At 59.6% G+C, this 23261-nt stretch carries 17 protein-coding genes; 14 read left to right on the top strand and 3 right to left on the bottom strand.

The features are described 5' to 3' along the window. Nucleotides 1-7: 7 nt before the first annotated feature. Nucleotides 8-826: an SDR family oxidoreductase gene (locus U5G49_RS32430; RefSeq protein ID WP_193445203.1), complete on the bottom strand. Its 819-nt coding sequence runs from the start codon at nt 824-826 to the stop codon at nt 8-10. 1 nt (nt 827) lies between these two features. Continuing rightward, nucleotides 828-2678, bottom strand: coding sequence for a 3D-(3,5/4)-trihydroxycyclohexane-1,2-dione acylhydrolase (decyclizing) (iolD, locus tag U5G49_RS32425; protein ID WP_193445202.1), 1851 nt, complete (start codon nt 2676-2678; stop codon nt 828-830). Nucleotides 2679-2783: 105 nt separating this feature from the next. Here iolD and iolG point away from each other — a divergent pair, with 105 nt between their 5' ends. The 9 genes from iolG to U5G49_RS32380 all read left to right on the top strand — a co-directional run bounded on the left by iolG (nt 2784) and on the right by U5G49_RS32380 (nt 15538). Beyond that, a complete protein-coding gene (iolG, locus tag U5G49_RS32420; RefSeq protein WP_193445201.1) occupies nt 2784-3791 on the top strand; it encodes an inositol 2-dehydrogenase in 1008 nt (335 codons plus the stop codon). Nucleotides 3792-3795: 4 nt separating this feature from the next. Then, complete coding sequence (locus tag U5G49_RS32415) at nt 3796-5232, top strand: NAD-dependent succinate-semialdehyde dehydrogenase (RefSeq protein WP_193445200.1); 1437 nt, start codon at nt 3796-3798, stop codon at nt 5230-5232. A 12-nt stretch (nt 5233-5244) separates the two neighbouring features. Next, complete coding sequence (locus U5G49_RS32410; RefSeq protein ID WP_193445199.1) at nt 5245-6054, top strand: HpcH/HpaI aldolase family protein; 810 nt, start codon at nt 5245-5247, stop codon at nt 6052-6054. Continuing rightward, the gene (locus tag U5G49_RS32405) at nt 6054-7022 is read left to right on the top strand and encodes a hydroxyacid dehydrogenase (protein WP_193445198.1); all 969 of its coding nucleotides are present in this window, start codon (nt 6054-6056) and stop codon (nt 7020-7022) included. The genes U5G49_RS32410 and U5G49_RS32405 overlap by 1 nt, the downstream gene beginning before the upstream one ends. 273 nt (nt 7023-7295) lie before the next feature. Continuing rightward, a complete protein-coding gene (locus U5G49_RS32400; RefSeq protein WP_193445197.1) occupies nt 7296-8372 on the top strand; it encodes an ABC transporter substrate-binding protein in 1077 nt (358 codons plus the stop codon). A gap of 75 nt (nt 8373-8447) precedes the next feature. Further along, nucleotides 8448-9263, top strand: coding sequence for an ATP-binding cassette domain-containing protein (locus U5G49_RS32395; RefSeq protein WP_193445196.1), 816 nt, complete (start codon nt 8448-8450; stop codon nt 9261-9263). 33 nt (nt 9264-9296) lie between these two features. After that, nucleotides 9297-10496 carry a sugar ABC transporter permease gene (locus tag U5G49_RS32390; RefSeq protein ID WP_193445195.1) on the top strand — a complete coding sequence of 400 codons (1200 nt, stop codon included), beginning with the start codon at nt 9297-9299 and terminating at the stop codon, nt 10494-10496. Between the two features lie 109 nt (nt 10497-10605). Next, nucleotides 10606-11478: a MurR/RpiR family transcriptional regulator gene (locus U5G49_RS32385; protein WP_193445194.1), complete on the top strand. Its 873-nt coding sequence runs from the start codon at nt 10606-10608 to the stop codon at nt 11476-11478. Between the two features lie 1345 nt (nt 11479-12823). Then, nucleotides 12824-15538 carry a PAS domain-containing protein gene (locus U5G49_RS32380; protein ID WP_193445193.1) on the top strand — a complete coding sequence of 905 codons (2715 nt, stop codon included), beginning with the start codon at nt 12824-12826 and terminating at the stop codon, nt 15536-15538. On the opposite strand, the gene U5G49_RS32375 is transcribed toward U5G49_RS32380, so the two are convergent. Further along, a complete protein-coding gene (locus tag U5G49_RS32375) occupies nt 15504-15827 on the bottom strand; it encodes a response regulator transcription factor (RefSeq protein ID WP_322790952.1) in 324 nt (107 codons plus the stop codon). The two genes, U5G49_RS32380 and U5G49_RS32375, sit on opposite strands and share 35 nt — an antisense overlap. A 377-nt stretch (nt 15828-16204) precedes the next feature. Here U5G49_RS32375 and U5G49_RS32370 point away from each other — a divergent pair, with 377 nt between their 5' ends. The 5 genes from U5G49_RS32370 (at nt 16205) to U5G49_RS32350 (ending at nt 23259) form a co-directional block, all read left to right on the top strand. Then, nucleotides 16205-16840: a response regulator transcription factor gene (locus U5G49_RS32370; RefSeq protein ID WP_284200434.1), complete on the top strand. Its 636-nt coding sequence runs from the start codon at nt 16205-16207 to the stop codon at nt 16838-16840. 248 nt (nt 16841-17088) lie between these two features. Next, entirely contained in the window at nt 17089-18825 is a 1737-nt protein-coding gene (gene poxB, locus U5G49_RS32365; RefSeq protein WP_193446742.1) for a ubiquinone-dependent pyruvate dehydrogenase, read from the top strand. A gap of 10 nt (nt 18826-18835) precedes the next feature. Beyond that, on the top strand, nt 18836-20242 hold the full coding sequence (locus U5G49_RS32360; protein ID WP_193446741.1) for a cytochrome ubiquinol oxidase subunit I: 1407 nt from the start codon (nt 18836-18838) through the stop codon (nt 20240-20242). Between the two features lie 2 nt (nt 20243-20244). Beyond that, nucleotides 20245-21279, top strand: coding sequence for a cytochrome d ubiquinol oxidase subunit II (cydB, locus tag U5G49_RS32355; protein WP_246289448.1), 1035 nt, complete (start codon nt 20245-20247; stop codon nt 21277-21279). Between the two features lie 261 nt (nt 21280-21540). Next, nucleotides 21541-23259, top strand: a complete 1719-nt coding sequence (locus U5G49_RS32350; RefSeq protein WP_193446743.1) for a thiamine pyrophosphate-dependent enzyme — start codon at nt 21541-21543, stop codon at nt 23257-23259. Nucleotides 23260-23261 lie beyond the last annotated feature (2 nt).

Genomic DNA, 23261 nt, shown 5'->3' with positions numbered 1-23261 from the left:
GTTTCACCTATTCAGCGAGGGCTGTTGCTGGAGCAGGGGGGCCGCCATCATAGGCTCCCCAGACCGATTGGTCGAAATGAACGACCGAACCCGTCATCATTCCGCAATCGTCGGATGCAAGGAAAAGAACGGCTCGCGCGACCTCCTCAGGCGCGAGGATGCGCCCGAACGGTTGAGCGGCCGAAGCCTTGGCGAGCCAGTCTGGATCGGCCCCATGATAGTCGCGCTGAACGCGATCTTCGCCGTCAGACGCCATCCAGCCGATGTCGAGCTGGTTCACCCTGATCTGATTGCGCATCAACGCATATCCAGAGTTTCGGGTCAGTGTCGCCAATGCTCCCTTGGAAGCAGAGTAGGGTGCCAGAAAGGGTTGCCCGGCGTGCTCCGATGTCGATCCGATGTTGATCATGCTGCCTTTGACGCCGTCGCGGATCATTAGCCTGGCAGTCTCCTGCATGAGGAAGAATGGTGCACGCACGTTGATGGCGAACATGCGATCGAAGAGATCCGGCGTCGAGTTCAGGAGATTGCCGCGATCCGTGAGACCGGCCGCGTTGACCAGAATATCGATCCTGCCGAACGCGCCATCGGCTGCGGCAATTACGGCCCGGCAGTCCTCCACTTTCCCAAGGTCGGCCGGAACGAAGGTCACCGGCACGCCGGTGTCGCGGCTTATTGCGCTGGCAACGGCGTCTCCCTTTTCGCGGTTTCGTCCGCAGGTGACGATGCCCGCCGCGCCGGCTTCGGCAAAGAGCCGCGCAATTGCCGCGCCTAAGCCCTGTGTACCACCGGTGACGACGGCAAATTTTCCTTCGATCCTGTTCATGTCAAACGCCTACACGCTGTTTTGCGCGGATTTTCTCCTGATCGGCGCGTGCCTGCCGCACACTTTCCCGGTCGGAAACTTCCGGCACACCGACGTCCCAATCGGCGTCGCCCGGAACCCAGGCGTAGGCGTCGGTCACAAGCGTCACAATTGTCGTTCGGTCGGTCGTCTGCGCCCATTCCATTGCTGTCTTCAGATCGGCAAGGCTTTCGCAGCGGCGCGCGAGCGCTCCCATGGATTCTGCATGTTTCACAAAGTCGACGGCGAAAGGCTCCTTCACGCGGCAGTCCTTGATGAGATTGTTGAAGCCGGGCACACCCTTGAACTGCTGCAGGCGGTTGATGACGGCATAGCCGCCGTTGTCGCAGACGACGACGATCATTTTGTGGCCCGAAAGGACAGTCGAATAGATGTCGGAATTCATCATCATATATGTGCCGTCGCCGATCATGACGATCGGCGTTCCGTCGCCCGCCTTCGCCATCGCATGCCCCCAGCCGGCGGCAATTTCATATCCCATGCAACTAAAGCCGAATTCGCAATCGAACGTGTTGGGATCCTTGACGCGCCAGCCTTTCGTCACTTCGCCGGGCGTTCCGCCTGCGGCGGCAATCACAGTGTCGTTTGGCTTCGATGTTTCGTTGACGATTCCGATAACTTGCGCATAGGTCGGGATCGGGCCGTTGGTGATCGTCTGGTGTTGATCAAGCAGCTTGTTCCAATCGGCAAACAGCGACTGAGCCTTTGGAAGGAGCGCCGGATCGGCGGTCCACTCACCGAGTATTTCGTCGAGTTCCGTCACGGTCTCAAGGGCGTCGCCGACGACGGCCAGGGCGCGATGCTTGACGGCGTCAAAGCGTGCAGCGTTGATCGAAATGAATTTGGTGTCCTGCCGAAAAGCGGTCCACGAGCCGGTCGTAAAGTCCTGCAGGCGTGTGCCTATCGCAAGGATGACATCCGCTTCCGCGGCGAGTGCGTTGGCAGACGTCGAGCCGACAATGCCGATCGGGCCGGCGTGAGCTGGGTGATTGTGCGTCAACGCCCCCTTTCCGGCGATCGTTTCGACGATCGGAATGCCACGCCTGATCGCAAATTCGGCCACCTTTTCTTCGGCCAGCGAATAACGGACGCCGCCGCCCGAGATGATGAGTGGCTTTTTTGCGGATTTCAGAAGTGTTGCAGCCTCGGCAAGCTTGCGACTGTCTGCACGCGGACGTGGTACGGACCATACCGTGGGTTCAAAAAATGCGACTGGGTAATCGAACGCGACCTCTTGCGTGTCCTGCGCAAGGCCGATGAATGCCGGACCACAGTCCGCCGGATCCAGCATTGCTGCGATGGCCTGCGGCAGCGATGAGATGATCTGTTCGGGCAGGGTGATGCGATCCCAATACCGGCTGACCGGTTTGAAAGCGTCGTTGACGGTGACGGTCGGGTCATTGAAGTGTTCGACCTGCTGCAAAACCGGATCGGGTATGCGGTTTGCGAAGGTATCGCCGGCGATCAGGAGGACTGGCAGCCGGTTGGCATGGGCGGTGCCGGCAGCCGTTACCATGTTGATCGCGCCGGGACCGATCGAGGCGGCGGCGACCATGAGCTGGCGGCGGCGCTTGGCCTTTGCAAACGCAATCGCCGCGAGCGCCATTGACTGCTCGTTTTGACCGCGCCAGGTCGGCAACTGGTCTTGAACCGCCTCGAGCGCTTCGGAAAGGCACGTGACATTGCCGTGCCCGAAGATGCCGAACACGCCCGCAAACAGCGGCAGGCGTTCGCCGTCGATCTCCGTGAACTGGTTGCACAAATAGCGTACGAGCGCCTGCGCCATCGTCAGGCGTACAGTGTTCCGGGACATCCGGTCTCCTCCCATGGATCATGTTTTCCGAACGGTACGAAATATTAATTGACAAATCAATAGTTCCGCAACAATCATTGCAAAAATTCAGTCGGGAGGATCCTGATGCTAAAAATCGCAGTTCTCGGCTGCGGCCGTATAGGCCGTATGCATGCCGAAAACATCGCGGCCCACCCGCGCGCAAGCCTTGCAGGTGTGTTTGACATCCATCGCCCGGCTGCGGACGAAGTCGGCGGCAAACTTGGCGTGGTGGTCTTCGATTCGGCGGACGATGTCTTTTCTAGCGCGGCCGTCGATGCCGTGCTCATCGCAACCTCAACGCCAACACATGCCGACTTTATTGAAAAAGCGGTGGCGGCCGGCAAGCCCATACTGTGCGAAAAGCCGATCGACCTTAGCCTCGAGCGTGTTCGGCGTTGCGCGCAGACGATCGGTGCGACGGCAGTCCCTATCATGCTCGGTTTCGTCCGTCGCTTCGATCCGGGACACCGCGCGGCGAGAGATGCCATTCGCACCGGCGATATCGGAGACTTGCATCAGGTTGTTATCACCTCTCGGGATCCCGGCATGGCCCCGGTCGCTTACATGGAAGCGTCCGGCGGCATTTTCCGCGACATGACCATCCATGATTTCGATATGGCGCGGTTCATTCTCGGCGAAGAAGTGACGGAGGTCTCCGCTGTGGGAAGCCGACTTCTAAATCCATCGTTGATGGAGCGGCTGGGTGATTACGATACGGTGACGGTGGTGCTGGCGACCGCCACGGGCAAGCAATGCATCATCAACAACTCGCGTCAGGCGGCGTATGGTTACGACCAGCGCGTCGAGGCGCTCGGTGCGAAAGGCATGGTCATCTCCGAAAACCGCCGCCCCAATATGACGACGCTGCATCGCGCGGATTTTACCGGGAGTGGTGCTCCGCTCCTGAACTTCTTCATTGACCGATACGCAGAGGCGTTCTCGGCCGAGATCAGCGCCTTCGTCGAGGCGATAGAAAGTGGAAATCCTCCCGAAGTCGGGTTCGAAGATGGTCGAAAAGCATTGGTCCTGGCCGAGGCCGCGATCAAATCGGTGGCCGAGGGCCGCACCGTGAAAATCAGCGAGATCGGATAAAGGCATGTACCAGAATTTCGGACTTTTCATTGGCGGACAGTGGCGCTCCGCCTCGGACGGCGCGACAGCGGACGTGCTGAGCCCCGTCACGCAGCAAGCGCTCGGCAGTGTTCCCGTCGCCACCGCCGACGATACCAAGGATGCCCTGGCTGCCGCGCGCGGTGGTTTTGACGCCTGGCGGGCAACATCCGCCTTTGCAAGAGCCGATGCACTGCATCGGATTGCCGACGAAATGCTTCGCCGCACGGACGAAGCGAAGCGGATGATCTCGTCGGAAACCGGCAAGCCCATCGCGCAGGCGGAGCGCGAATGGGGTCTGTCGGTCGACCAGTTCCGCTGGTTTGCGGAAGAGGCTCGTCGCATCTACGGCAGGATCATCGAGTCCCGCGTGCCGGGTGGCCGCTTCGAGGTCTCGCGCGAGCCCGTCGGTATCGTTGGCGCTTTCACCGCCTGGAATTTTCCGGCGGCCCTCGTGGCCCGCAAGGCAGCGCCCGCTTTGGCGGCTGGATGCTCGATCATCATCAGGCCATCGACCCAAACGCCTGGCGTCGCCATGGTCATGGTCGACTGCATGCGTGCGGGCAATCTGCCCGACGGAACCATCAATCTGGTCGTCGGACCGACGGCGACGACCTACACGCCGATCATGGCGGACAAGGCAGTGCGGAAGGTCTCGCTGACCGGATCGACCCGTGTTGGCCAGCAGATGATCCGCGATGCGGCCGAGACCGTGAAGAAGGTCTCGATGGAACTCGGGGGCAATGCGCCGCTGATCGTCTACGATGACGCCGATCTCGAACTCGCGCTTAATGTCTCCGTCCCGACGAAATTCGCGAATTCCGGCCAGGTGTGCGTTACCCCCGACCGGTTCTTCGTCCATGAAAGCCTTCACGATGCCTTCGTTGACGGATTTGTTTCTCGTGCAAACGCGCTGAAACTCGGTGACGGGCTGGATCCTTCCGTGCAGATGGGGCCGCTGATCAATGGGGGACGGCTAGCGGAGATCGAGGCGATCGTTTCCGACGCGGTGAAAGCTGGCGCGCGTGTCTTCGCAGGCGGAGAACGTGCCTCCGAGTTCAATGCCGGTCACTTCTACAGGCCGACGGTTTTGTCCGATGTCACCGACGATATGAAGGTTTTCGCCGAGGAGAATTTTGGCCCGATCGCCGCGATCACGCGGTTCAGGGATGAAGACGAAGTTCTGGGACGCGCCAATGCCTGCGACATGGGGCTGTCTGCCTATGCGTTCACCCGTTCGCCGGACCGCGCCCGCCGGACAGTCGCCGCCTTGAAGGCGGGCATGGTCGGAATAAACAGCTTCGCACTTGCCGCCTCTGAGGCGCCATTCGGCGGCACCAATCATTCCGGGATGGGTCGCGAAGGCGGTATCGAGGGTATCAGCGACTACCTCGACACCAAGCTTGCACAGATTGTGTTTTGAGGGGCAGCGGGCATGATCAAGAACAAGCTGAAAGAAATCTGGGCCGCAGGTCGGCCGTCGATCAATGGCTGGTTGTCCATCGGCAACGCTTTCACCGCAGAAATCATGGCAGCGCAGGGCTATGACTCGATCGCCATCGACATCCAGCATGGCGCCCTCGACTACAGCTCCGTACTGCCGATGTTCCAAGCCACGCGCGCCTCCGGCGTTGTGCCGCTGGCGCGCGTGCCCTGGCTGGAGCCGGGCATCATCATGAAGGTGCTCGATGCCGGTGCCTACGGCGTCATCTGCCCGATGGTGAACACGGCCGCACAGGCGGCCGAATTCGTCAGCTACGTCCGCTATCCACCCCATGGCCAGCGCAGCTTCGGACCGACCCGCGTCAGTTTCGCCGCAGGACCTAACTATGCCGGCGAGGCCAACGACGAAATCCTCGCCTTCGCAATGGTCGAAACCAGGCAGGCGATGGATAACCTTGACGGGATCGCAGCGGCGCCGGGACTGGATGGGATCTATGTCGGTCCAGCCGACCTGACCTTCAGCCTGACGCAGGGCCGCCTCGCTCCCGCCTTCGATCGCGAGGAACCGGAGATGATTGAAGCCCTGAAAACCATCGTCGCTGCCTGCAAGCGAAATAACATCCGCGCCGCGCTCCATTGCGGCACGCCGGACTATGCGGCGCGCGCCATCGACTGGGGTTTCGACATGACCACTGTCTCTGGCGACAGTCGGCTCCTTGCGGCTGCCGCGGCCGCAAGCGTTGCAAAGTTTCGCGATGCCGTCGGCCAGATCGCCGGCGCGGATGTGAAGGGGGCATATTGATGCCGCACATCCTTGTCGCCGGAAAATTGCATCCCGCGGGCATGGCGCTTCTTGAGAGCGCCGAGGGCATCACCTTCGATTATGTCGAAGAAGTGTCCGAACCGTCGTACCGCCCGCTGATCGGCAAGGCCGACGCGTTGGTGCTGCGCACGCAACCCCTGTCGGCGCCCACCATTTCAGAAGGTGAGCGCCTCAAGGTCGTCTCGCGCCACGGTGTCGGTTATGACGCCGTCGATCTGCCGTCGCTCAACGCACGCGGCATAGCGCTCACGATCGTCGGGGACGTCAACTCCGTTTCGGTTGCCGAGCATGCCCTGATGTTGATCCTGTCGGCCGCCAAGCGCGTTCTCCGGGGTGACCGCGCCGTGCGAGCGCCTGCCGAATGGGGTTGGCGAAATCGCCTGGAAGCAGAGGAGATTTCCGGAAAGCGGTTGCTGATCATCGGATTTGGACGCATCGGACGCCACCTCGCGCGGATGGCAGGAGGTTTCGGCATGGCGATCAGGGCCTATGACCCATATCTGCAGGCTCAAGGCTGGCCGGAAGGACAGGTCGACCCCGTGGACGATCTGTTCAACGGGCTGCGATGGGCCGATGTCGTTTCCGTCAACATTCCCAAGGCCGAACAACCGATCATCGGTGCGGTAGAGCTCGCAGCGATGAAACCGGGCGCTATACTCGTCAATACCGCCCGCGGCGGTGTCGTCGATGAGAAAGCCCTGGTCGAGGCGTTGAAATCCGGACATCTCGGCGCTGCCGGGCTCGACGTTTTTGATGACGAGCCACCATCGCAGGACAATCCTCTTCTTTCCTTCGATCAGGTTGTTCTGTCGCCGCATATTGCCGGGCTCACCCGTGAGTGCGGAGAAAGGATGGCAGTGGCATCGGTGCAGAACGTCCTCGATTATTTCTCGGGTGATATCGACAGCAGATTGGTCGTCAACGCCACCGAGCTGCAGCGACATTAGTCACGCGCATATGGAATGCGGCCAACGCTCGATCCGGAGACACCGTCTTGAGCGCGTCACCCGTGCGCGAAACTTTCGCAATGAAAATTGCGATAAATAAAAACAGCAGTAAATATTGAAAATTGCTTTGACACATTAAGGATTGCTGTTTAGCTTGAAATGCAATGATTGTTGCAGAAACAGCAATCATGGAGTGGCAGAGGGTGCGCTGGGAGGCGCTGCCTGCGGAAAATCTGCCGCATCCGAATTCACTTGTTTCATGGGAGGTAAGAGATGGAACGACTGATCCGCAGCCTTTTGGCGACGACGATTATTTCCGCCGCAATGGGCGGTGCCGCATTTGCGGAAGATAAGGCGAAGGTGTTCTTCCTTCTGCCCAACCAGACGACGATCCGCTTCGAAAGCCGTGACGCGCCGTTCTTTGTGGAGGCCATGAAGGAGAAGGCGCCAGACGTCGAAGTCGTCGTCCAAAACGCGCAGGGTGATCCGACCAAGCAGCAGGCCCAGGTCGAGGACGCCATCGCTCAGGGCGCAAAAGCCATCCTTCTCACCTCTGCCGACGCAAATCTTGCAGCCGGCGGGCTCGCCGCCGCCGAGAAGGCAAATGTTCCCGTGGTCCTCTACGACCACGACGCGGTCGGCGGAAAAGCCGAGGCACATATCGTGTTCGATTCCCTGTCGGTCGGTCAGGCGCAGGGCAAGCGCGCCGCCGAATTGATCAGCGCCATGTCGAAGACGCCGGTGAACGTAGCCCGCGTCAAGGGCAATCAGGGCGAATACGGTACGGGCCAGTACGAAAAGGGCCAGAACGAATTCCTGCAGCCCCTGATCGACTCCGGCAAGGTCAAGGTTGTCTGCGAACAGTACACGCAGAACTGGGATCCGGTTCTCGCCCAGAACTTCGCCGAGGATTGCCTCACCAAGACCAATGGCGATGTCGACGTCTTTCTCGGCATGAATGACGGCACAACGGGCGGCTCCGTCGCGGCACTCATCTCCCAGGGCGCCAAGCCGGGCGATAAGCTCGTCACCGGCGGCCAGGACGCCACCGTGGAAGCCCTCCGCTATATTGCCCAAGGCTGGCAGGACAATTCCGTCCTGAAAGATCTGAAGGTCCAGGCAACCGAAGCGGCCGAAGTCGTCGCCTCGATTGTTGCCGGTAAGGGCGTGCCGAAGGATCTGGTCAACGGCAAGGTCAACAACACCTTCATGGACGTGCCGGCGGTGTTCCTGCCGGTCAGCAATATCACCAAGGACAATCTCGGCGACGTGGTCTCCAAGGGCGTTTGGACCTGGGCAGAAATCTGCAAAGGCATCGAGACGACCGACGTCTGCAAGAAGAACCTTTAATTTTGTCCCAGCGGCGGAGGAGGGTGGTTTGCCGCCATCCTCCGCCAGCGAGGGCAAAAGCGTTTCGGAGGCTACATGACCGCGACCGATACAGGGGGCTTGCAGAACACGTCCCCGCCAAACCAGAAATCCGTTCCGATTGTTTCGATGCGCAACATCCAGAAGTCGTTCGGCTCGGTTCACGCCTTGCGCGGGGCTTCCGTCGATGTGTATTCGGGCGAAATCGTCGCTCTTGTGGGCGACAATGGCGCTGGCAAATCGACCTTGGTAAAGGTGATGGCTGGCGTCCATGCCGCCGACTCCGGGGATTTCGAGATCGACGGCAAGCCAGCCAATATACGAACGCCTGCCGATGCCACGGCGCACGGCATTGCCACGGTCTACCAGGATCTGGCTCTCTGCAACAACCTCGATGCCGTCCAGAATCTCTTTCTCGGACGCGAACTGACCGGATCCGGCTTTTTTGGCAGGCGCATTCGCCGTGCGGAATGCGAAGTGCGCGCCCGCGAAGTGATGACGCGGATGCGGTTGGGAAATCTGTCCTTGACGCGGCCGGTCGGTGCTATGTCAGGCGGGCAGCGTCAGAACATCGCAATTGCAAGGTCCATTCTCTGGACTCCGAAAGTGGTCATCCTCGACGAGCCGACCGCGGCGCTCAGCCACTCCGCTGCCCAGCGGGTCGCTGACCTGATCCGTGGTCTCGCCGACGATGGCCTCGGCATCGTCATTGTCAGCCACGACATCCATCATTTCGTTGTCAACGCGACAGACCGGATCGAGGTCATGCGCCTCGGGGCAAACGCTGCGAGCTTCAGATCCAAGGATGTCACCGGCGAAATGGTCGTCAACGCGATGGTCGGTGGCAATGAAGGCGTCAATCTCGCCGGCTGATCGACACATTTCCGTTTGCAAGGAATGAACACCATGACTTCCATTTCCACGACGATCACGCCGAAGCGTCGCACTTTCGGAGAGCTTCTGAACAGCGATCTACGAGCGTTGCCCGTGGTCATCGCCCTTGTCGCCTTGTGGATCTTTTTCTCCACCCAGAGCGACATCTTCCTCACGCCAAGAAACCTGTCGAACCTTCTGCAGCAATCCACCGTCGTCGGCATCATGGCGCTTGGCTTGATGTTCGTTCTCCTGGTCAAGGAGATCGACCTGTCGATCGCCGCGATCCACGGCGTCACCTCAGTCCTGAGTGCGAAGCTGATCGTCGACTACGGCTTTTCCCCGTGGTTGGCGCTTCCGGCTGCGATTTTGATCGGGGCAGCGATCGGCTCCTGTTCGGCGCGTTGGGTGAACTGGGTGGGCGTTCCCTCGTTCGTGGTTACGCTCGGACTTGGCCTGGCGCTCAACGGCATCCAACTGCTTCTGCTGCCCGCAACGGCGCGTTACGGCCTGATGGGCACCGGGGTGGAATATATCGCCCAGACGACGATAGAGGGCGCCGGAGCCTGGATCACATGGTTGATTGGCGTCGCGCTCCTCGCTAGCTTGATCCTGTCCGGCGTCGCCCGGCGCCGACGCGCAGGTCTCGGCGTATCGACCCTTCACGGCGTGGTTCTTCCGATCGCGGGGGCGGGCGTGCTTGGCGCGATCGTCGTGCTGGTCTTGAATGCCAACCAGGGAATTCCCCTGCCGGTTCTGATCTTCGTCTTCCTCCTCGGGGTCGGTGGCTACGTCTTGAACGAAACACAATTCGGTCTCTATCTCTATGCCGTTGGCAACAATGACGAGGCGGCAAGGCGGGCCGGGATCAAGGTGCCGCTCATTCGCATGGCCGCGTTTGCGATCGCGGGTGGTGTTGCTGCCATTGCGGGGATCGTCGCTTCCTCCAGAACGCTCGGCGTCGGTGTCTTTTCTGGCGGCGGCGTCGGCGGTGGAACCTTGCTGTTGGAATCGATCGCGGCGGCGGTGATCGGCGGCGTCAGCCTGTTTGGCGGGCGCGGCGCCATCCATGCGGCCCTGTTGGGAGCCCTGGTCATTGGCACGGTTCAAAACGGCCTTAATCTGATGGGTGTCGAGAACGAGGTCAGGCTGATTGTCACAGGCCTTTTGCTGGTGCTGGCCGTCTCGATCGACAAGATCATCGAAAAGCTGACTGGACAGCAATCGTTTTGATCGATCGCGACAGGGCGGGACCGGATTTCGGCACGCGCTATAACGGTTTTGCCATTGCCAACGTTTTGCAGTTCAGCGCATGATGCAATGGAATTTGCAGGTATGAAGAATGGCAGAAATCGAACCACCGCGCGACTACGAGGAATTCATCAGGCTGGTTCATGACCGCTATGACGGCATGAGCAAATCCTATCAGAAAATCTCGGTCTATCTCACTCAGAGCCCAAATGATGTCGCGGTTCTCTCCGTCAATTCGATTGCAGAGCGCTGCGGCATCCATGCGTCCAGCTTCGTCCGGTTTGCCCAGTCATTGGGCTACGAAGGGTTTAAGGACCTGCAAGGCCTGTTCCAGCGCCGTCTTTCTACCGCAGCACCGGGCTTCGAAGCGCGCAAGAAGGCTCTTGAAACGGAGCTCGGAGCTCGGACCGATAAGAGTGAAGCCGGGTTTTTACGGGACCTTGTAGTTCGCGATATCGCATCCCTTCAGGACATCCTGGCGCAAATCTCCGGTGAGGATTTGGCAACGGCAGTTGATCTTCTGGAGAAAAGCGAGACAATCTACCTGATGGGCCAGTTGCGCTCGGCACCCGTTGTCGAGTTATTGCGCTATGTTCTGACGATGCTTGGAAAGCGCTGCGTTCTACTCGATCCCGGTGGTGGGCTGGCCACCTACATGGCGCGAACAATGAAAGATACGGATCTGCTATTTGCCGTGTCGTTTCGCTTTTATGCAACGGAAGTTGTGAACGTGGTCGAGGATGCCGCATCTCGGAGCATCCCGATCGTCGCGATTTCCGACAGCACGCTGTCCCCACTCGCCAAATCAGCGACAGTTCTCTTCCCGGTCCCCGAACATGAATATACGTTCTCGCGTTCTCTCGCTGCGCCAATGTGCCTAGCGCAAGCATTGACCGTTGCGCTTGCTAGCCGCCTTCAGGGCAGTGAAGACGACCCACGGATACCCATTGTGACCGGACAATAGGATTGACGACAGCCTTAGCTCGTTAAGCAGCGGGCTCCGGCGTCGTGTATCTCCATCGCACCGTTTATATACTGAAGGAAAGCGGTTGGCCTTCTGTAGCTCACAGCAGTTCGCATCCCAAAGTTGAGCGCGCTCAGGTGAGCGGACATTTTGTCAACGTCGAGAATTTTGTCCGCTTTTGCGCCCCATATCGGCCGTTGAGATCGGTTCCGCAGCTCCCTGATAGCAGACCTTCCTAGAGAGAACTTCAAGGAGGTATCGAATTTTCGAGTGATTCTCATAGATCTCGTTAATCTAAATGCCCCGAGACCCCGAACACTGCCGCCAACCGATGGAGGCTATGGTAGGTCTCGGCAGCTAGGGCCAAACCAAGATATTAAGGCCTTCCTGACTTCGTTCGAACGGTGTATTTCCGGCCATCACTTCCGACGCCTGAGACGGCTATGGCGCCTCTCTTGCCGCAGAAGCTGGCGTGGAGGCGCTCCGGAAAGGTGGACGCGTCAAATAGCAAAGATGAACAAGCCGTCTCTTTACCACGGACAAAAGAGGATCCACTCATGAAACTCGGCTTCGTCTCCGACAGCCGCGGCGGCATGTCCTTTGAAGCGCTTCTCGATAATCCGTAGGTCTACTTCTTATAGACCCCGGTCCAATTTAACGAGATGCGGCCCCATGGTACCTTCCCTATGTCGCTGCAACTTCCCCTCCCAGTCCGGCGACAGGTTGACCTCGGTGTGTCCTCCCCCTTTGTCACCGAAGCAACAAACTTGACCGCCTCGATCCGCCGAGGCGGTCTCTTTATAGATAGGCACGAATTAGCCGGCGTCCGCCACCGTCTGGCAACGACGTTGCTGTGGCCCTAGCGACCCGCATGCATGGCACCGATGGTGAAAGGCCTCGAAGGCTGCCGGGCCCCGCCCGGTTGTTGAACCGCACCACGCACAGCGTCTTCCTGACAGGCGCGCTTTACCTTGAGCGCATTCGAGCTGCATCATGGCCCAGCTTCAATGAAGTCCGGGTCGTGTCAACGAAACCCGCCAGGGCGGGCAAGGGAGACATTCGTCTCTGCCGCTCCCGCAATATATCCGTAGAGGGGCGGGGAAATTGTGGTCTCGTCTTCCTTTCGAAGTCGTCCAGCGGATGTCGACGAGCCCACCGCGGCGATGTCGGCTTCCTCATTCCTAGTCCTCGCCCGCCTCGAACGCCTCCTTTCGATCTCTACCAATGGCCGGAGGGATATCGGCAACCTTCGCCAAATGTCCGAAAACACCCGAAAAGGCATGGTCCGTCTCTGGCATAGGAGATAAGATAGTCGCCCAACTGTAGGCCGGCTATGGAGCGACCTATGTCAAACGAGGGTGACGGCGCTGAGGAGACGCCTTTCAGCGGCGAGCAAGAGCTTCGTCTGCTAGTGGAGGATATTCCGGCCCTGGTGTGGAGAGCTGGGCGAAAAGGCAATATTGAATGCGTCAACAAGCGTTTGCTTGACTATATTGGAGCAACACTTGACGGAATTGCCGGGGGTGGATTGTTGGAAAGGGTCCATCGAGACGACTTTCCGGAAACTGCAAAGGCTTTCCATCAGGCAATTCAAACCGGAACGTCGTATCAGGGTGTGCTTCGGCTGCGCCGGGCGGACGGCGAGTTTCTGTGGCACCACGTTCGTTGTGAGCCTCTGCGCGATCGGCAGGGACTCATCATTCAGTGGCATGGCCTGTGTGTCGATATCGATGAAGTCAAGAAGGCCGAAGAACGGCCCGGATCCGTGGCACAGCTTCAGGCCACTCTCAATGTGATTCCTGCGTATACTTGGTATACGGCTCCGTCCGGCGGGCTCACCTTTGTGAATAAACGAACCGCGGATTACCTTGGTCTTCCAAAAGATCATCCCTTGCGCCTCGGTATCGACGTTGGCGCGACGTGGGACGCCCATATCCCTTTGTTGCATCCCGACGAGCAAGAAGAATCACGCAAAGCCTGGTCAGACTGTCTGCGCTCGGGGGAGGCTGCCGAGTTTAGTCAGCGAGTTCCCAACGCTCAAGGGAGTTACCGCTGGTTCCTCAGTCGAGCCGAACCGCTCCGCGCAAGCGATGGAACTCTGATGCAGTGGGTCGGGGTGAATCTGGATATTGAAGAGCTTAAGCGCGCCGAGCAAGCCTTACGGGAGAGCGAATACGCGCTCCGCCAAATCGTCGAAACGGTACCAGCCCAGTTCTGGTCATTGGACCCCGCCGGCGAACCCACCCAACTCAATCAGCGCCTGTTGAACTACAGCGGCATGCGATTTGAGGACTTCAAGCATGGCGGTTGGAAGAAATTCGTGCACCCGGACGACTTTTCAGAAACAGAAAGGGCTTTCCGTCACGCAATTCAGACCGGAACTTCGTACCAGGCCGTGCACCGCCTGCGTCGGGCGGATGGCGAGTTTCGTTGGCACCATGTTCGCGGCGAGCCATTGCGCGATCAACAAGGACGCATTGTGCAGTGGTACGGCCTGTCTGTCGACATCGATGAGGGCAAGAGAGCCGAAGACCTGCTGCGCCGCAGCGAAGCCTTTCTGGCCGAAGCCCAGAGGCTCAGTCACACCGGCGCGTCGGCATACAATGCCACGACAATCCTTTATTGGTCAGAAGAGACCTATCGTATTTTTGGGTTTGATCCGCGCGACGGTCTCCCGAGCCGTGAAGCGGTGTGGGACCGCATCCACCCGGATGACCGGGCTCGGGTGCGCGCAGATGTTGAGAACGCGCAGAACGGAATAGAAAACTTTTCGAGCGAATTCAGAATAATACTGCCTGGTGGAACGGTCAAATATCTCGAATCAATCCGCCACCCTATCTTCTCCACAGATGGGGAACTGGTCGAGGTGGTCGCCACGCAGATCGACGTAACCGAACGCAAGCGCGTCGAGCAAGCTTTGCGGGAGAGTCAGGCGAAGTTCCGTGACTATGCCGAAACCGCTTCCGATTGGTTCTGGGAGATCGGCCCGGACTACAAGTTCACGCTGCTGACCGAGAATGCGTTCGGTTCAGATTCGGCTGATCGAATCGGAACAATGTTCTCGGATCACGCTCTCGACCTTGAAACGGAATCGGAGAAGTGGCGGCAGGTCTGGGAAGCCCTTGATTTGCGTAAACCGTTTCGTGACTTTGTCTATCGGGGGATGAGCAGCAACGGTTCTCCGATGTACGTGAAAGCCAGCGGCAAACCAGTGTTTGACACGAACGGAGAATTCCGAGGCTATCGCGGCACCAGTAGCGACGTAACAGCGGACATGCGCGCGCAGGAGGAGCATGAGAGGCTGCTCCGACTGGAATCAGATTTGGCGCACATGAACCGCCTCAGCGTAATGGGGGAACTGACCGCCTCGCTGTCTCACGAGATCACGCAACCGATTGCGACGGCACGCAATAACGCCCGTGCGGCACTGAATTTCCTGGGCAGGCAGCCTCCGGACCTGGAGGAAGTCAGGGAAGCGCTCTACTCTATTGTGGGCGATGCTGATCGAGCCGGAGATATCATCGACCGCATCCGTGACCAGATCAAGAAAGCACCGCCGCGAAAGTCCCGTTTTGATCTCAATCAGGCGATCAACGAGGTGATTCTATTGGCGCGAAGCGCAGTCAGCCAGAATGGAATCTCGGTCCAGACTCGCCTTGCGAAGGGGGTGCTTGCGATCGAGGGGGATCATGTTCAACTGCAACAAGTCGTGCTGAACCTAATTCTGAACGCGGTCGAAGCCATGAGCACGGTCGGGACCGGGCCGCGGGAGTTGCTGATCAGCACCGAGCAAGCCCAGATCGGAGGCGTGCTCGTGTCCGTGCGCGATTCCGGGCCGGGCATTGATCCGGACCGCCTCGATCGCATCTTCGAGGCTTTCTACACCACCAAATCCAGCGGACTGGGGATGGGGCTGTCGATCTGCCGGTCGATCATCGATGCACATGGGGGCCGGCTGTGGGTAGATGCGAATGAGCCTCGCGGCGCTGCTTTCCAATTCACGTTGCCCGATGCGGAAAAGGAGCTCAGGAACCCTCTTCGGGCGGCTCAGCAGACTTGAGGGCCGCACGAAGACAGCGCACCAGATGCTGCTCATCGAATGGCTTTGGGAGGTAACAAACGACCCCATCGTTCTGGGCGCGGGTGTGGTCGGCGTCGTCAGGATAGGCGGTGACGAGGATCGTCGGAATCGCATAACCCGCCTCGGTGAGGCGTTCATGGAGCTCGAGCCCAGTCATCTTCGGCATATGGACGTCAGCGATCAGGCAGGCAGTTTCGGCGAGACGCGGCGATGCGAGGAAATCGGCTGCCGACGGGAAGGTCGCGACGTCGTAGCCAAGCGACCTCATGAGCCTCCTCATGGATTCGCGAAAGAACTGATCGTCCTCGACGACCGAGACCAACGACGCCGTCGCCATATGTGCTCCGGAAGTGCGCACGAACTGCGGGTGCGAATGCGCTAGCCTGCGCCCGGAGCGATGCCGGAGCAATACCAGTACGTGTAAACTATGGTTTATCCCTGGATGCGGATTTTCGCCGTTGCGGGCGCGATGCCAGCAAGCGGAGGCTGAAGGGCATAAACTCTCGTTTACGCCGGCGCGCAACGTTGACGGAGAATGAGACTGTTCACGTCGATCAGTATGGACTAACCTTGCGGGAGAAGAGCCACGGACCTTTAAAACCGAGGCAAACGCTCATTTGCCGGCCCCTGATCGTGAGCACAAAGATGTCAGACGCGAACGCTACCGTCTTGGTCATCGACGATGATCCCGCCCTGCGAGCCTCGATCGGGCGCCTGTTACGATCGCTCGACCTCGATGCTCGACTGTTTGCGTCCGTCTCCGAGTTTCTCGAGATGGACCCGCCGAAGTGTCCCGCTTGCCTGGTACTCGACGTCAGATTGCCGGGAGGAAGCGGCCTCGATCTTCAACGTCAGCTTGCCAATGCGAATCAGGAGATCCCCATCATCTTCATCACCGGCCATGGTGACATCCCCATGTCGGTGCAGGCGATGAAGGGCGGTGCCATTGAGTTCCTGACGAAGCCGTTCCGTGATCAGGAGCTCCTGGACGCTATTCAGCTCGGCCTCTCTCGCGATCGTGCCCGGCTGAAGAATGAAGAAACTCTGGTCGCTCTCAGGCAGCGCTTCGCGTCGCTGAGCCCCAGGGAGCGGGAGATCATGATCGAGGTCGTGCGCGGCCGGCTCAACAAACAGATTGCAGGCGATATGGGCATCGCCGAAGCCACCGTGAAGGTGCATCGCAGCCGTCTGATGCAAAAGATGGAGGCCCATTCGCTTCTCGGGCTCGGCCAGATGGCCGAAAAGCTGCAACTGGTACCCCGGGAGCCGCAACACGGCTGAGCCGAGACCCGCTCGAACAGTGGTGGCTCTCCTGGCATTCGATCTGCCGTCCTTCGCGTGTAATCCAAAGCTTAGGCCAATAAAACCATGATGCTATTCCGCGCCACCTGCGTGCAATAGATCGCGGCATCCCAAATCGCCAAACTCCACGTGATCCCGACCGACCAGCCTCCTCGCTGCGCCCTGGGACTGCCAGCGGCAGCGGAGAGCTGCCATCGGCCGTAGACACAACGCTGGAGAGCAAAGCTATGCCAAGAACAGTCGCAGATCAGTTTGTCGAGTTCCTCATCGCGGCGGGGGTCAAGCGCGTATACGGCATTGTCGGCGACAGCCTCAACGGTCTGACAGACGCCATCCGTCGCCAGGGCAAAATCGAATGGGTGCATGTCCGTCACGAAGAAGTTGCCGCCTTCGCTGCTGGTGCCGAGGCGCATCTGACCGGCGACCTCGCTGTTTGCGCCGGCAGCTGCGGGCCTGGAAACCTCCACCTGATCAACGGGCTCTTCGATTGCCATCGCTCAAGGGTACCGGTGCTTGCCATTGCAGCCCATATTCCTTCCGCGGAAATCGGCTCGGGCTTTTTCCAGGAAACCCATCCGGAGACGCTGTTCAAGGAGTGCAGCCACTATTGTCAACTCGTCTCCTCGCCAAACCAGATGCCGCGCACCCTCGAAGTCGCGATCCGCGAAGCGGTCGGCAAGCGCGGCGTATCGGTGATCGTCATGCCCGGAGACGTATCGCTGCAAGCGGCGTCTAAAGCTTCGACGCCGAAGATCCATGCTCTGTTGCCGCGGGCGCCGGTGGTGACGCCCGCCAACCAGGAGCTTGATCGGCTTGCAGCCCTGCTGAACGGGGATGGCCGTGTGACGATCCTGTGCGGCTCGGGTTGCCAGGGAGCCCATGATGAACTGCTGGCGCTGGGTGCGCGTCTCAAAGCGCCGATGGTCCACGCGTTGCGCGGAAAAGAGCATGTAGAGTGGGACAACCCCTTCGACGTCGGCATGACGGGCCTCATCGGCTTCTCATCAGGCTATTACGCCATGCTCGACTGCGACGTCCTTCTCATGCTTGGGACAGATTTTCCCTATCGGCAATTCTATCCGCAGGGAAGTGGTGTGCGCATCGCGCAAGTCGATATCCGGCCGGAGAATTTGGGCCGTCGCGCTGCCGTCGATCTCAGCGTGGTCGGCGATGTCAAAGCAACCCTTGCGGCCTTGTTGCCCCTTCTCGACGAGAAGCGCGATGGTTCCCACCTGGCGCAAGCCCGCGAGCATTACGGCAAAGCGCGCAAACAGCTCGACGATCTGGCAATCGGCAAACCCGGTGGACGGCTGCTGCACCCGCAACAAGTTGTCAAGGCATTGAGCGACCAGGCTGCGGCCGACACGGTCTTTACCTGCGACGTCGGCCTTCCGACGGTATGGGCGGCGCGCCATCTTGCGATGAACGGCAAGCGGCGGCTGGTCGGGTCTTTTTGGCACGGGTCGATGGCCAACGCCATGGCGCAGGCCATTGGCGCGCAATCGGCCTTTCCCCAGCGAGAGGTCGTCTCGCTCTCGGGCGACGGCGGCTTTACCATGCTGATGGGCGACCTCCTGAGCCTTGCGCAGCTCGAGCTGCCGGTGAAGGTCGTCGTATTCAACAACGGTGCGCTCGGTTTCATTGAACTCGAGCAGAAATCCACCGGATTCCTCAGTTTCGGGACCGACTTCAAGAACCCGAATTTCGCGGCGATGGCGGAGGCTGCCGGCATCCGCGGAATTCGGATCGAAAGGCCGGCTGACGTGGATGAAGGCGTCGCCGCGGCGCTGGCGCATCCGGGACCAGTGTTGATAGACGCCGTCGTAAGCCGAACCGAGCTCGCAATGCCACCATCGGTGACCATAGAAATGGCGAAGGGCTTCACGCTCTACATGACGAAAGCGCTCATGAACGGGAAAGCCGATGAACTGATCGATCTCGCGAAATCCAATCTCTGGCGCTAGGGGGCTTGCCATGGACGTTACCGCGCTCCTCCTGTCACGGTTCCAGTTCGCGTTCACCGTGTCGTTTCACATCATCTTCCCGTCCTTCACCATCGGCCTGGCCGCCTGGCTTACCGTCCTCGAAGCCCTTCACCTTGCGACGGGACGTCCCGCCTATCGTTTTGTCTTTGAATTCTGGCTGAAAATATTTGGTATAGCCTTCGGGCTCGGTGTCGTTTCCGGCATCGTCATGGCTTTCGAGTTCGGTACCAACTGGAGCGAGCTCTCGCGCATATCAGGACCGATCCAAGGCCCACTGCTCACGTATGAAACCTTTACCGCTTTTGCGCTCGAGGCGAGCTTCTTCGGTGTCCTTCTGTTCGGGCGGAAAAGAGTGGCGCCGTGGTTCTACCTCCTTTCGACCGCCATGGTCGCGCTCGGTACGACGCTCTCCGCATTCTGGATCATGGTCAACAACAGCTGGATGCAGGTCCCGGTCGGCTATGTTATCGAGAATGGCATTTTCGTTCCGAGCGATTGGGCCAAAATCATCTTCAGCCCCGTCGTCTGGGTGCGCTTTCCACACATGCTTCTTGCCTCCTACCTGACCGGCACCTTCTGCGTCGCGGCGACCGGGGCGTGGTACCTGCTACGTGGAATATTCGGGACCGAGGCCCGCATCATGTTGCAAATGGGCCTTTACCTCGCGGCTGTCCTCATGCCGGTGCAGCTGTACTTCGGCCATCTGACCGGCGACTACGTGCACGACGAGCAGCCGGCGAAATTTGCAGCGATCGAGGGCCGTTGGCACGACGAGCAGCCGGCGAGTGAAGTGCTGATCGCGATTCCGGACGAAAGCACCGAAACCAATCATTACGCGATCAGCGTTCCTGTCCTCGGCAGTCTCATCGGTAGCATGAGCTTCACGTCGAGGGAAATAGGCTTGACCAATTTCCCGCCGCAGGATCGGCCTCCAGTGCTCATTCCCTTCTTCGCGTTTCGTATCATGGTCGGCTGCGGAATGATCATGCTGATGCTTGCCTGGCTCGGCACCTATTTGTGCGTGAAGGGCCGCATAGAGCAAAACCGCATTTTTCTCTGGTGCACGTTCCTTAGCTTTCCCTTGCCCTACGCCGCGATATTGACCGGCTGGTTCACCGCCGAGGTCGGGCGGCAGCCTTGGACGGTCTATGGCATTCTGCGAACCGCCGACGCAATGACACCGTTCCTCACGACGCGCGCAGCCACTCTATCGCTCATCGTTTTCTGCACGGTTTACACTCTCATCTTTCTGTTCGGTATCTTCTACATCTACGCGCTTCTACGTGCCGGGCCCGCGGGGCGCCTCGTCCTGCCAGCCACCGATGCGACCCCCAACCGCCCGATGTCCGTCGTCAAGCATCCAGCGGCACCCCATCACCCCACAGCCGGAGAATAGAGATGATGATTTTCTGGGTAGCCGTCCTTGCGATCAGCACATTGCTCTACGTGCTTCTCGACGGCCTTGATCTTGGCGTCGGTATCATCTTCGGCCTCACCCGCGATGAGGCGAAGCGGGATGTCATGATGACCGCAGTCACGCCGATTTGGGATGGCAACGAGACCTGGCTGATCGTCACTGGCGTCGTCCTCTGGGGCGCCTTTCCGCTCGTCTATGCGACTCTCCTGTCTGCCTTTTATCTGCCACTTCTCGTCATGCTCGCGGGACTGATCCTTCGCGGGGTAGCCTTCGAATTTCGGCACAAGGCGAAGCGGATGCGGTGGCTCTGGGATTGGAGTTTCGCCGGCGGTTCATTCGTCGCCGCATTCGTACAGGGCCTTACCGTCGGCGCTCTGGTCGAAGGCTTGCCGATCGCTAATGGTCACTATGTCGGCGGTGAGTTCGGTTGGCTCAGTCCCTTCTCGGTGCTCTGTGGGATCGGCCTCTGCATCGGCTACATGCTTCTCGGCGCCGCCTGGCTTGTCTGCAAGTGCGAAGCGGATGTCAGGGAGATCGCCTATCGCCAGATGCCTGTTCTCTCGATCGCACTCCTCGCTTTTTTGGTTGTAGTGTTCGTCTATGCGGTTATCGAGCATCTGCCGGTCATGGACCGCTGGCTGGAGCGGCCTTATCTCCTTCTCTTTCCGGCGGTCGGCGTCGCCGCCGCCATCACTCTGGTCAGCAGTGTCCGCCAGCGGCGGGACGGCCCACCGTTCCTCATGGTCGTCCTTATCTTCGCGGCTGCATTCAGCACGCTGGCGATCTCGTTCTGGCCCTACATGATCCCGTTTGCGATCACGATCGAAGCGGCCGCTGCACCACATGCGAGCCTCGCCTTCATGTTCTGGGGTGCGGGTCTCTTCGTCTTCCCGCTCATGCTGCTCTACACGGCGATTAGCTACAGGGTCTTCAGAGGCAAGGTGACCGGGGAAGCGTCCGCACATCCATACGCAGGTCGAGTCGGGTCCCGCGAGAAGGAAGAGGCACAGCCTTGACGGTGCGGCCAATCCCTTGTTGCGCACCAGGGTCCGGCAAAAGGCAGCGTCAGTCAGGACACTTCGGTTTCGGTGAGCGGCATCATGTGGGTCCGGCAGCTCAATGGCTTGGGGTGGCACTCGGCCGAGCAAGCGGCAGGTAGTTTTGGTCATCGCATTGGTCGGCAGAGAGGCAAGGCCCAGCTGAGCGGCTCCAATGCCAAACACGACGCGAGTCATGAGCGAAGAAGAGAATTCAACCCCGATGCAGGAGCTACTGCCATGAGTAAACGAGTTGCCGATTTGATAATCGAAACGCTGCAATCAGCCGGTGTGAAGACCTGTTACGGAGTGGTCGGCGACACGCTAAACCAGATCGCTCACTCAATCGATCGAAGTGAGATCGATTGGGTCCATGTGCGGCATGAAGAAGCTGGCGCCTTCGCAGCAGGGGCCGAAGCGCAGCTCACTGGCCATCTCACGGCCTGCGCAGGTACCTGTGGACCCGGCAGTCTCCACTTCATCAACGGCCTCTATGAAGCCAATCGCAACCGCGCGCCGATCATCATGATCGCAACGCAGATTGAGCGCCAGGATTTAGGGTTCGAATCGATCCAGGAGATCAATTTCGATGACGTGTTCAAGGGCTGCAGCGTCTACTGCGAGATGATCCTTACACCGGAGCAGGCCCGCCGCAAGACGGTCGCGGCCTGCCAGGCAGCTTTGACGAGACGCGGTGTCGCCGTGCTGGTCGTGCCAGCAGACATCGCGAATGCCGCCTCGCATGACGAACCCGCCTATGCTGTCCATGCGCGGCGCCCGCTCATTCGCCCGAGTGATGCTGACCTCGATGAAATCGCGAGCATTCTGAACAAGAGCGGGGCGATTACGATTTATGCGGGCGCGGGTTGTGCCGGCGCGCACGACGAGGTGGTCGCAACGGCGGCGCGGTTGAAGGCGCCAATGGCCCACACATCCCGCGGAAAGGACTTCCTCGAATATGACAATCCATACAATGTCGGGATGACCGGCATCATCGGCGGGCCGGCTGGCTATCATGCCATTCGCAACTGCGACACGCTGCTTTTGCTGGGTGCCGATTTCGCCTGGACCCAGTTCTATCCGGATGGAGCGACGATCATCCAGATCGATGCCGACCCAACGCATATCGGCCGGCGACATCCGGTGGCAATCGGGACGGTCGGCGATATCAAGACGACCTTGGAAACTCTGCTGCCGCGCCTCGAGCAACACGACGACAACGCGTTTCTGGCAACCTATGTGGAGCGTCATCGGAAGGACGTGGCAGCGGCAAAGGCTGAAACCGTGTCGGGTCCGGACTCCGCCATCTCAGGCACTTACCTTACCAAAACTATCAACAAGTACGCGGCCGATGACGCGTTGTTTGCGGCCGATGACGGCACCGCGGCGGTCTGGATGCTTCGCCACATCGATACCGGCGGCAAGCGCAGAACCTTTGCCAGCTTGCTGCATGGCACCATGGCCAGTGGAATGGCGTCCTCGCTCGGCCTGCAGAAGTGCCAGCCTGACCGACAGGTGATTTGCCTGGCTGGTGATGGTGGGTTCGCCATGCTCCTTGGCGATCTACTAACGACAGTCCAGGAAAATCTGCCAGTCAAGATCGTCGTCTACGACAACGGCAAGTTGGGGTTTGTCGATATCGAGCAGAAGGCGGCTGGCTTAGAGCCGTTATACACGGATTTGAAGAACCCGAACTTCGGCGAGGTTGCGAAGGCGGTCGGCCTTTGGGGGCACATGGTCTCGAAGGCTGGTGAAGTGGAGGACGCCGTCCGAACCTGGCTTTCCCAACCCGGCCCTGCGCTCCTGCATGTGAAAGTGAAACCGATGGAGTTGGTGACGCCACCTTCGCCGTTCGTTTCGCCAGAGGCGGTGGTCGGGATGGCTGTCTACTCCGCCAGAGCAATGCTGCACGGCAAGGGGCACGATGTTTGGGAAATGATCGTGGAGAACATCCCGTGATC

This window comes from Rhizobium indigoferae, from assembly GCF_034554815.1.
GTDB classification, from domain to species: domain Bacteria; phylum Pseudomonadota; class Alphaproteobacteria; order Rhizobiales; family Rhizobiaceae; genus Rhizobium; species Rhizobium leguminosarum.
This window is presented reverse-complemented; position numbering and strand designations above follow the sequence as displayed.